This is a genomic window from uncultured Microscilla sp. (genome assembly GCF_947493425.1).
In the GTDB taxonomy this organism is placed as follows: domain Bacteria; phylum Bacteroidota; class Bacteroidia; order Cytophagales; family Microscillaceae; genus Microscilla.
Genome location: NZ_CANLRP010000234.1, coordinates 1 through 10730, shown reverse-complemented (window position 1 = coordinate 10730; position 10730 = coordinate 1). Strand labels below are relative to the sequence as shown.

Annotated in this window: 7 protein-coding genes; 2 read left to right on the top strand and 5 right to left on the bottom strand. The window is 40.3% G+C overall.

Annotated elements, in window-relative coordinates:
- Positions 1–185: 185 nt before the first annotated feature.
- The 5 genes from Q0954_RS30790 to Q0954_RS30770 all read right to left on the bottom strand — a co-directional run bounded on the left by Q0954_RS30790 (position 186) and on the right by Q0954_RS30770 (position 7077).
- A complete protein-coding gene (locus tag Q0954_RS30790) occupies positions 186–383 on the bottom strand; it encodes a grasp-with-spasm system A modified peptide (RefSeq protein WP_299464731.1) in 198 nt (65 codons plus the stop codon).
- A gap of 162 nt (positions 384–545) precedes the next feature.
- Positions 546–1250 (bottom strand): hypothetical protein, encoded by a 705-nt coding sequence (locus Q0954_RS30785; protein ID WP_299464728.1) that lies wholly within the window; start codon positions 1248–1250, stop codon positions 546–548.
- Between the two features lie 25 nt (positions 1251–1275).
- Positions 1276–2022 (bottom strand): hypothetical protein, encoded by a 747-nt coding sequence (locus tag Q0954_RS30780; RefSeq protein WP_299464725.1) that lies wholly within the window; start codon positions 2020–2022, stop codon positions 1276–1278.
- Positions 2023–2727, bottom strand: coding sequence for a hypothetical protein (locus Q0954_RS30775; protein WP_299464722.1), 705 nt, complete (start codon positions 2725–2727; stop codon positions 2023–2025). It abuts the gene before it with no gap.
- 15 nt (positions 2728–2742) lie between these two features.
- Positions 2743–7077 (bottom strand): hypothetical protein, encoded by a 4335-nt coding sequence (locus Q0954_RS30770; protein WP_299464719.1) that lies wholly within the window; start codon positions 7075–7077, stop codon positions 2743–2745.
- Positions 7078–7341: 264 nt separating this feature from the next.
- On the opposite strand from Q0954_RS30770, the gene Q0954_RS30765 reads away from it, so the two are divergent.
- Together Q0954_RS30765 and Q0954_RS30760 are read left to right on the top strand one after the other, a co-directional pair.
- On the top strand, positions 7342–9375 hold the full coding sequence (locus Q0954_RS30765) for a hypothetical protein (protein ID WP_299464717.1): 2034 nt from the start codon (positions 7342–7344) through the stop codon (positions 9373–9375).
- A 740-nt stretch (positions 9376–10115) separates the two neighbouring features.
- Positions 10116–10628 carry a DinB family protein gene (locus Q0954_RS30760; protein ID WP_299464714.1) on the top strand — a complete coding sequence of 171 codons (513 nt, stop codon included), beginning with the start codon at positions 10116–10118 and terminating at the stop codon, positions 10626–10628.
- Positions 10629–10730 lie beyond the last annotated feature (102 nt).

The following is a 10730-nucleotide window of genomic DNA, read 5'->3' as shown; positions in this document are numbered from 1 at the left end:
ACGCGAACCGTATGTCCGGTGGTGTGAGAGGGATAAAGTAGGGTAGAATGATTTCCTACTTTACCCTACTCGATTAGTTGATGTAGAGTAGTTACCCGTGTGTAAGGGACATTGATATAATAGTAGAACCAGGCAGCAGTATGCTGCAATGAGTATACTGACTACCTGGGTTTACTTACAACATATTAGCAAGAATCACCATTTCGAATACACTCAAGCCTTGGGTCAATCCCATTATGGCTGTCGGTAACTTCTATAAGGCGACAAGTAAGTGGAATTCTTTGTCCACCCTTGATGCTTTGCTGATTTGCACTGTTTAGTTTTTCACCGTTGAACAAATCACTGTTTAATTTGCTCAACTTTGTTTTACGGTTAACTTTCATAATGAAAATTGGTTTAGTTAAAAAATGAGATTTCAATGACTCAAACAATTGTTTAAATCAATACTCAAAAGTACTTGTGTAGCTGAGAGCAAACCGTAATTAGGGAGTAGACCTGTATTATATAAGCTCAAAACGTGGTTTGTGGGGAGTAAACCTTAATGCTTATACCAACAACCAACCTTGTTTTATTAATTCCTGAATGGGGGCATTGACTAGGTTTGCCTGAGTTGAATCATTAAAATCATAAATACTCCAGTAAAATGATACGTCCAATTCGATTTCACTATACTCTTTAGATATCATCACTTCTACAGGAGCATACAACGAAAAAGTGGAAATGGCACCTGTAACCCATGCTTGGTTATTTTTAACCTCTATTGGGCATTGGTAAGTATTTGAACGCTCTTGTACTGAGATAGTCTCATTTTTGGGCTGATGTTGAGCAGGCAAAATGCAACGATTGGTTCTAAAAATCATTTGACTTACCCCCGCAAATGCCCCATTTTGGGGTGGATTAGCGTTACAGGCATTGGTTACCCAGTCAATTGCCTTGGGGTGAGTAATGGTGTCTGTTTTTGTGATCGTTTCATTGACCCAATACGCCTCTGCTTTTACATTTTCTGCCAAGTTGTCATGTGTCAACATCCAAAAAGGAGCCTGAGGTGCTTCTTCTGTTACTTCTGAATCAAACTCAGGATCAAAGTAAGCCAACTGCAAGTCGATTTTGAGTGGTTGAAAAAAAGTCAACTTGAACACCGCTTCCAATATTTTTTTGGCAAAATCTATTTGTTTTACTTGATCGGCTTCTTCAGGAAACTGATACTTCAAACGAATAGATTGGTAAGGTTTTTCATAAATATGAATCATCTGTTGCACAAAGTAAAGTTGGGTTTTATGCTGGTGAGTTGATCAATGGTACGGTAGATAGTTTTAACTGCCAACCATTATTATGGAGAGTATTTACAGCATGCTGGATTAACTTTACCCCAGGCATTTGCTCTTCTGTCCAATATGACCACAATAAATGAATATTTAAGCTCAAACTATTTCCTCCATCGTTTTCAAGTGTGAGCTGTATAGGTGATTGCAAAATATAGGCATCCATAGGAGCATTTACAAAAGTACCCTTACTGGTTGTTTCAGTGGGGTATTCAAACACCTTACTGCCTACCTGAAGCCTCAACGGGTGAGTTGAGGGCCAATAAGGAAGTAAGGCACGCAAAGACCGGAAAGAAATGTCTTGCCAAAAAACACAGGCATTTTCAGAAGGTGCATTGGGTGTTTTTTGAATAATATAGTGTATAGCGTTGAAGATTTCAGCAGTGTTCAAGCAATCGATCTCTTTCAACTGTTGCCTTGTATAAAATGGTTTGCAAATTATTTGCTCAGGAATATGGCTGGTTTTAAGCATCCAAGTATCAAATGCTTCGGACAAATCTTCCACAGGATACCACAGCTCGCGATCAAATAAACCGAGCGTGATATCTGCACAGAAAAACTCAAAATTATTCTTTGTAACCATCTCAATGGCGCCCAAACCTATGTTGGTTACCTCTTCAAGAGATTGCATAGTGGTTGGCAAAGTGTATTCCAGGCAAATTTGCCTGCCCGGAAAATCATACGTTTGAATGGTGTTCATTTATACCAACAACCAACCTTGTTTTATTAATTCCTGAATGGGGGCATTGACTAGGTTTGCCTGAGTTGAATCGTTAAAATCATAAATACTCCAGTAAAATGATACGTCCAATTCGATTTCACTATACTCTTTAGATACCGTCACTTCTACAGGAGCATACAACGAAAAAGGGGAAATGGCACCTGTAACCCATGCTTGGTTATTTTTAACCTCTATTGGGCATTGGTAAGTATTTGAACGCTCTTGTACTGAGATAGTCTCATTTTTGGGCTGATGTTGAGCAGGCAAAATGCAACGATTGGTTCTAAAAATCATTTGACTTACCCCCACAAATGCCCCATTTTGGGGTGGATTGGCGTTACAGGCATTGGTTACCCAGTCAATTGCCTTGGGGTGAGTAATGGTGTCTGTTTTTGTGATCGTTTCATTGACCCAATACGCCTCTGCTTTTACATTTTCTGCCAAGTTGCCATGTGTCAACATCCAAAAAGGAGCCTGAGGTACCTCTTCTGTTACTTCTGAATCAAACTCAGGATCAAAGTAAGCCAACCGCAAGTCGATTTTGAGTGGTTCAAAAAAAGTCAGCTTGAACACCGCTTCCAATATTTTTTTGGCAAAATCTATTTGTTTTACTTGATCGGCTTCTTCAGGAAACTGATACTTCAAACGAATAGATTGGTAAGGTTTTTCATAAATATGAATCATCTGTTGCATTTTTCTTTATTTAACTCGTGTCCAGGTACTACCACTGCGTTCAAATACTGCCAATACATTCCCAGCTTTGTCTACCAAAGTATATTTACTTAAAAGAGTGTGATTGTTGATTTTAGGAATATGGTTAACAAAATCGTTAAAGATATGTGGTTTACTAATTCTTTTGCCATTACCTGCGATAAAAGTTACAGTTCCATCTGCCAATATTTCCAATTGATTTTTTTTACCTACTGATTTTACTCCCACTTGTAATTCTATTTGTGCAATTGCTTCCAGATTGCCCGGAATAGGGTGTCCATCGTTTATTCTACCCATGGCTTTTTCGGTAGCATGCGTTACTCCTGGGCTGAGGTCACTGGGTTTTGAGACGGGGTTATTGATTACCTTGATTTCTACACTTCTCTCTACAGTCCTTGTTTTTCTGCTCTCGGTAATAATATCTACTTCTTGCATTGGGTCGCCTGATGGTCGTTTAGGAGCATGTACTTCTCTGCCTACTTTCACTATTGAGTTAGGATGTTCTCCTGCCATGCGCTTTCCTTGTTGCAACTCTAGCAAAGCATCTTCCAGTTCATGCGGAGCTTTAGGTACATTATAAGTAATCCAATCTTGTAACCCTTTTACCCCAGAGCGGTGCGCACTTTCTAAACCAGCAATTATTTTGGCCTCAGCCAGTTTTACTATCTCATCGTTTGTGAGAGTACTTTTTAAGTAAGGAAAAGATGTATCCAGTAGTTTTGCCAACCTGTCTAAACGATGAGCATCTGCCCCCAGTGCAATCAAAGCTTCTACACGAGCCCCACTTCCGTAGCTGGTCAATAAGCGTTCTACTTTAGCCGTATCTCTGCCTGCTGCGGCAAGCACCCTTTCCAGTTGAGCTGCATCTACTACCTTATCCAAACACCTGAGCAAGCGGTCTGCATTGGTAAACTCCCTCAACAGGCTGGTCAAGTGTTTGGTATCTTTCACCTTGTTGAGCAACAACGAAAGCTTTTGCGCATCACTTATTTCATACAGTAGTTTAAACAATGCTTCAGGGTCGCTGGCTTTGTTGAGCAAAGTAACCAATTGATTAAGGTCTGTGGTTCTGTCTAGCATCTGCAATAGTTTCTCACTGTCTGCCACCTTGTCAAACAACGCCAGCAAAGCCTCAGTATCTTGTACCTTGTTGAGCAAGTAAGGGAGTTTTTCAGCATTACTTACCTTATCCAGCAAAGCCACCAGTGTTTTCACATTGTCTACTTTGCCCAATAAATACGACAATCTTTGAGCATTGCCAGCTTTTTCCAGTAGTTCAAGCAGCACCGCCGTATTTTTGGTTTTTGATAACAGTGACAACGCCTGTTGTCCATCATTGACCCGGTCTAACACCACCAAAAGATTTTCGATGCTGTCTGCCTTTCTTATCAGGCGCAAAGCAGTGTTTACATCGCCTACCCGGTCGGTTACTTGTCCAAATTTACCCAACCACTGAAACCATTTGGCTGCCTTCACCGCTGGGGCAAAATCTATGGCAATCAGCACTATGTCAAACAAGGCTTTACCAAATAGTTTCCCTCTTTCGTAAGCCGACAAGCCCTCGGTAGTAAATGCCAAATATAAAGAGTAAGCAGCACTGGCTCCCCCAAATATTAATCCTATGACCAACAACGCCTTGCCTACCACCACTAAAACTGTAACCAATGCGACTAAAAATGCCCCTCCAGTTACAATAGTAAGCACCACCGCAGCAATAATAATAAGCACCACTGCTACCGCCACGATGATCCAAAACAAGGCAGTTTGCATAAACGCCCAAATTGCTTTCAATGCATCCCAGGCAGCCTCAAAAAAGCCCACAATCATTCCCCAAACGCCTTCAAAAAACGAGAGTACTGCATCGGCAAGCCAAGAGAAAAACCCTTGAAGCAACTCACCATCATTGCGTTGTTGTCCTTTGCCTACCTCACTTTCCAAATCCCTGATAAACTCTCTTATGGCATCGTCTTGCTTGTTCAATGCCTTGGTTACTTTGGCGGCTATTTGCTGGGTGTAATCACTCACCTCGGCAGACCATTTGGTTTCGGCTTCCTTGATCGATTGCTGATGCTCAGTAGTAAGCGCAACTATGATCTCATTTAACCTTGTGTCGTGTTTTTTTGTCAGTTCGGTACTTTGGGTTTGCACCTCTTGGGTTATCTTGTTGGTTTCTTGGGTGTATTTTGTGGTCAAATCCAGCAGCTTCGCCTCCTGAGCTGTTACTTGAGTCGTGGCTTCTTTTTGTGTTTGTGTAGCAGCTTCGCCTATACCTGTTGTTACACTGCCCGAATAATCGTCCATTTTTTGGGTAAACTGCTGTACTTTGTTGTTTACCTCAGTTTCTAACTCACCAAAGATAGGACTGTACCCACTGGCTATATCAAATTTTGCAACAAATGTATCTATTGCTGCTATTTGTTGTCTGGTTTGCTCATCCAACGTTTGTAGAGCAATACCAATGGCCTCATCTATTTGGGCAATGGCTCCTTGAGCTACCTGGTGTAACAAAGGTACTTGTTCAGCCTCACTGCTCTTTAGTTGAGCCAACATTCCCTCAGCTATTTCATCTAGCCGCGCAAAAGCTTTATTTGCCATATCCTGCAAGTTTTGCTTGGCGCCTGTATCTTCTTTAGTGATTTGAGCAATGGTTTCTTGATGAGACTTGTCAAATTCAGGCAACATCTCCATTGCCTCGTTCCTGAATTTATCAGCTGCTTCTTTTGCATCCCTGCGGGCAATAGAGGCTATTTCACTGCCAGAGGTTTGTAACTCTTGCTGTAGCTTACTTATGTTTTCCAAAAAACCCGCAATCTCGTCTTGGCTACCACCTTCTTGTTGAATGATTTTGACTTTGAGTCTTGCCAAACTACTCAGGCGGTTTTTATTTTTCTGGGTAATGTTCAAGGCTCTTTGTGCCTCTTTTTCTCCTATAGCCAACACCTCTTGTGCTTTATCTTCTGCTGCTTGGGTAAGCCTACTTTTATTTTCAATTGTTTTGGCAGCCAACTCCTCCAGTCGGGCAGAGGTTTGACTGGTGATTAAAGCAGTTTTTTCGTCACGATCTTTAGTGATTTCAGCCTTACGTATTTGAGTATCCTCCTGTACCTGTTGAGTTGCTTTGGCATAGTTGGCACTCATCCTTTGAGTTTGCCCATCAACGCCAACTTGAATAGCTTGCCTGGCTGCGGCGCCCTTGTTTAGTAGGTCTTGCTTACGTTTTTCTTGCGATGTTTGAATGTGTGTTTTTTGTTGGCTTACAACTGCCTTAAATTTAATATAGGCTTCCGAGGCTACTACTGGTTCGCTTTTGCCTTGGTTGTCAGGTTGCTCTCCTTGCCCTCCATTGTTTGTCTGCACAACGCTATTGCCTTGTTTAGCGCCTTTTGAAGGCTTTTTAGTCTTCTTTTTCTTGGTTGTCTTTTTAGAGATTTTTTCTGAAGAAGGCGTGGTTGGTATATTTTCCTGAGTAGTGTTACCTGATACAGTAGAAGAATCGGTAGTTAAAGAGGATGAATCATTGGAGTTCTTTTCTCCATTGGGTGTCTCTTTCAATGAAGGAACAGAAGTTTTTGTTTCCTTGCTGGACGTTTTGCCCACCTTTTTCCCTTCATCACTTTTGGGTTGTTCTTTTTCATTAGACTTGCCCTTAAGGTTATCCTTGCTTTTTTCTAAGGTAGGTGATTTCTTTTTAGAAGAGGTACCAGAAGATAAAGGGTTTTTTACAGGAGTAACCTCTCCTACTTCTTTTTGAATCTCAGCCCCTTTGTCATCTGCCTCTTTTTCCAGCGATGGGTCATCATTGATGCTTACCGTCTTTACACCATCTACAGGGTTTTTGGTTGTCTTGGTAGTTTTTACTCGGTGTTGCTTTTTCTGAACCTCATGCCATACTTCATGGGCAAGGTGGTGTTTTTTACCTGGAGCAGTATGTACTTCTCCTCCGGTAGAAATGGCCTCTGCATTGTACTCCTCAGGTTTGGGCGAGTTTTCAAAGTATTTGACATCATCCAGTTTTACACTGCCTTTCTTTTCAGCCGAGCTCTTGATAGGTTCAGGTATACTTTGATTACTTGTTTTTTGTGAGCCTTTGGGTGCTCGTTGTATAGGGCGGTGCTTTGCCCGAATGGGTGGTTTTTTACCTTGTGGCGATTGATAGTCAGGTTGTTGACTTTGCTTGGTTGGTATAGGGCCTTTCAATCCTTTTTTGCTTTGATAAACCTGAGGATTTTTAAGTTGTGTTGGCTGCTTTTTGTCAACCTGAGCTTTCTGTTGAATTGTATTTTCCTGTTGATTAGTTAGGTCGTTGTGGTCTTGTTTGTGCATAGGTTTTGCAAGTTTTCTGATCACCTGTTTAAAGCTGTTAAGTTAGATAAAATAAATCTTCATTAAAAAGAAAAACCACCTGTTTTTCAACTGCTTTTTTATGACCTGCAAAAGTACCTAAAGATAACCTGCAAAAGTGGTTTGGTTTCACGAAAGGTAAGTTTGAGTTTATGAATGGTGAAATTATGCTTGGGTTATGCAACTTTTCGGCAGAAATGCCTACTTTTCAGAGAATAATGCGGTCTTAATAGAACTATCTTACTTATGAATAAACCCTTACTTCTGCTCATTTTATCGGTGAGTTTGCTGGCAAACAAGGCATTTGCCCAAAATGCTTTTTATGATGCTTTGTACCTTGCCCAAAACGAAAAAAACATTGCTTTACTCAACCAGTATAAAAATGTGGTATACTTTACGCCACAGGAGCTACAGCAGGTCAATTTAGTCACTCACTTTATTAAAAAACCCTTTAGTCTTTATCAGCACAAACTTAATGTTGCTGTGCTAAAGGTGGTCATGAAAAAACTGGCTACTTCATCTAAGGCTGAGCGCCCCCAAACAGTAGATGGGTCATTACCTGTAATAGGTTCACTCATTCCTTCATCGTTCAAAAAGTTTAGTAACTTTTCCGGAACCAAAAATGCTGACTTTTATCAGGGCATTAGCAAATACATTGCAGCTGAATTTAAAAAAGGTGTCACCTTGTCGTTTTTTAATGCTTTCGAAAAAAGCTTAAGCAAAATAGGTGAGTTACAGATTTTGTTTCCTACTACCTATCAAGCGCTCAAAAGCCGCGACCCGTTTCGCTTTCCGGCGTTGGGTACCCAGTGGAAAGAAGTCTTTCACCAAGATTTGCAAAACATTGTCAAAAACTTTGTGCAACATGTAGAAACTCCCCGCAGTGAGGCAGCCTCTAAAGCCTTGTTTTTGACCAGTGACTTTGCTTTTAAACTCCAGAAAAACCCCCAATACCAACACCTTAAATTGGGCGATGACATTGCCTCTAAACTTATCAATAAGTTTCATCCGGTAGACTTAATGAACTACCTGGACATGAAGTATTTTCAGAACCCCGATGGCAACCACCAAAAAGTAGGTACCTTGTTGCACAAACTCAATGTATTGCAAACCAGCCTGCGTGATACCACAGGCAATACCTGGATCAATTTTGAGCAGTTTAACCAGCTAGGTGCAGCACAAATGGGTATTTTTGTGGGCTTATTATATCAAACTTCCCCCCAGGTTTTTGCCGATATGAAAGCCAAAGTTTCAGTAAATAATGAGGCACACCCTACCAAATGCAAGCGGTATTTGCTCAATAACATTTTACCGGTATATGAAGGGCTGATTCAAATACAAGAGTTTGAAAAAAGCAAAGGCAAAAGTTTGTACGACCAAGAGTATGGCAACTATATGCAACACTTTGCCAACTTGTTACAAACCGCTGACCGTAAGTTAATGACACATTCGGTGCTTAACCCTGCGGCTCGCGATGGTAAGGGACTGACGGCAAATGGGGGAGCAGGCAGTGAAAGTATTTTGCAAAAAACCTTGGATGTATACAAGTCTATCCATCAGAAAGAGTACAACAACCTCATTCCTAATTTGAGTAAAATTTTGTTACAAATGCTTAACCAATCTGAGCAAAACACCTCTTATGCAAAAATGCTTTCCAAGCTTGATCGGTATGGCAGTTTTATGATTGGGGTAGTCAACGCTAAAGATGTAAACCAAATGCGTGACCTGATCGGGCGAGTCATTGCTACCTCTAGTAGTTACCTTAAAAAACGTACTGCTTTGCGCACGGTGTCAATTACTGTTCATGCAGGCTATTATGCTAGTGGCGAATTGTTAGAAAAAACCGATACCTGGGGGCTCAATACCGGGCTTACCATCCCGTTAGGGTTAGAGTACACCATTGGGTTTACTTCAAGCCGTAAGCCAAGGCAGGCAAGCAAAGATTATTTTACCAAAAACAATCGCCAGCGGTTTTACCGTGGTAGCTCGTTGGGAGTATTTCTGCAAGTCATAGACTTAGGAGCAATGATGAACTACCGTTTGTTTGATGACCAAACCCAAACCTTGCCCGATGACCTGACCTTTAAACAATTGTTGGCGCCAGGAGCTTCTATCAATTATGGACTCAAAAATACCCCACTTACTATAGGAGCAGGTTACCAGTATATGCCACAAATAAGAAGAGTCAAAAAAAACGCAGAATTGAGCAACGCACACCGGGTGTTTTTGCGCATGTCGTGGGACTTGCCACTACTGCATATTTGGGCTAAACGCCCTTGATATGTTAGGGTTATTGGAATGTTATCAAAATATTATTTTAATAAAACGTGAATTATGGCTTAAAACTTTCACGGTAGCATTTCTTTGTAAACAAAAATAGTAGGCTTAAAAAAGTGCGAAAGACTATCATTTATAACTGCTCAAAAGCAGCTCCAAAGTGAGTGTCTTTTGATAAGTGTATCAATAGGTGTAACTTTGTTTTAAAGTTAAAGCTAATTGCCAAAGTCTTAAGACCTAATAATTCTATAATTGTTAGGTCTTTCCTCTTAACAGTATTGTGTTTTTAATCAAAATCATACAATACCAATCGTTATTACCAGATTAACTTTAACCTTGATGAGGCTCTACTTATATTCTAATACAGCTGCTAATAAGCTGACAAAGAACAGATAGCATATATTAAAATATCATACAGGGCTTTCTGCCACCTTTAACGGCATTGTTGCGATAACAGTGCTTATTAAAACTAATAGAGTTCTATTAAACAGGTGTACTTCTATTATATTACTCACAGTGGCAGGAAATGTCTTTCCCTTTCTAAAAACCTCTTAGGCTCTTAAGCCAGGGAGGTTTTTTTTATTGGCTAAAAATTAGCTTATTGATGTCTAAAACGATCTTTCTTGAAAAATTATTAACACTTTTTTGGGTAGAAAATGCCACAAGTAAGATTATATGAAAAAGTGGATAATTTTTTCATAAAAGCATTAAAAAACACTTCATAATTTTTAATCTGATACCCCATGATACAAAAACCCCTGTCTCAGGAATACAGTGCTTACTATCAACCTTTTATAGATTTGATAGAAGGTGATGACTTGACCCAAATATTAGAAAATACCCACTCTGCTACCCATAAATTGATAAGAAACCTACCTGCCAAAAAACAAAATCATCGTTATGCCGAAGGTAAATGGACAATCAAAGAAGTATTGTTACACTTGCTCGATACCGAACGAGTATTTGTCTATCGTGCGTTACGTTTTGCTCGTCAAGATAAGACAGATTTGCCAGGTTTTGAGCAAAATGACTATGTGTCTGCTGCCAACGCCAGCGAACGTTCTATGGAGAGCATTGCGCAGGAACTTGCAGCAGTGCGTCGCTCTACTATTTTACTTTTTCAAAATTTCAACGAGCAAATGATGAACAGTAAAGGGACTGCCAATGGTTTAGTAATGTCAGTAAGAGCGATTAGTTTGATTATTCCAGGACACGAACTGCACCATTGTAATATTATAAGAGAGCGTTATCTCTAAAGAAGTAGGTGTTGAAGCCTGCCTGTTTACGATAAATATTATTTGAAAGCCCACTGTCTTTAGTAGTGGGATGAAAAATAATTGCCCGTGAAAGGGGCAGAT

Bases quoted from the DNA above. Each gene is read 5' to 3' on its own strand.
- Q0954_RS30760 (WP_299464714.1), top strand. From the start codon at position 10,116: ATGATACAAAAACCCCTGTCTCAGGAATACAGTGCTTACTATCAACCT.
- Q0954_RS30765 (WP_299464717.1), top strand. From the start codon at position 7,342: ATGAATAAACCCTTACTTCTGCTCATTTTATCGGTGAGTTTGCTGGCA.
- Q0954_RS30790 (WP_299464731.1), bottom strand. From the start codon at position 383: ATGAAAGTTAACCGTAAAACAAAGTTGAGCAAATTAAACAGTGATTTG.
- Q0954_RS30770 (WP_299464719.1), bottom strand. From the start codon at position 7,077: ATGCACAAACAAGACCACAACGACCTAACTAATCAACAGGAAAATACA.
- Q0954_RS30785 (WP_299464728.1), bottom strand. From the start codon at position 1,250: ATGATTCATATTTATGAAAAACCTTACCAATCTATTCGTTTGAAGTAT.
- Q0954_RS30780 (WP_299464725.1), bottom strand. From the start codon at position 2,022: ATGAACACCATTCAAACGTATGATTTTCCGGGCAGGCAAATTTGCCTG.
- Q0954_RS30775 (WP_299464722.1), bottom strand. From the start codon at position 2,727: ATGATTCATATTTATGAAAAACCTTACCAATCTATTCGTTTGAAGTAT.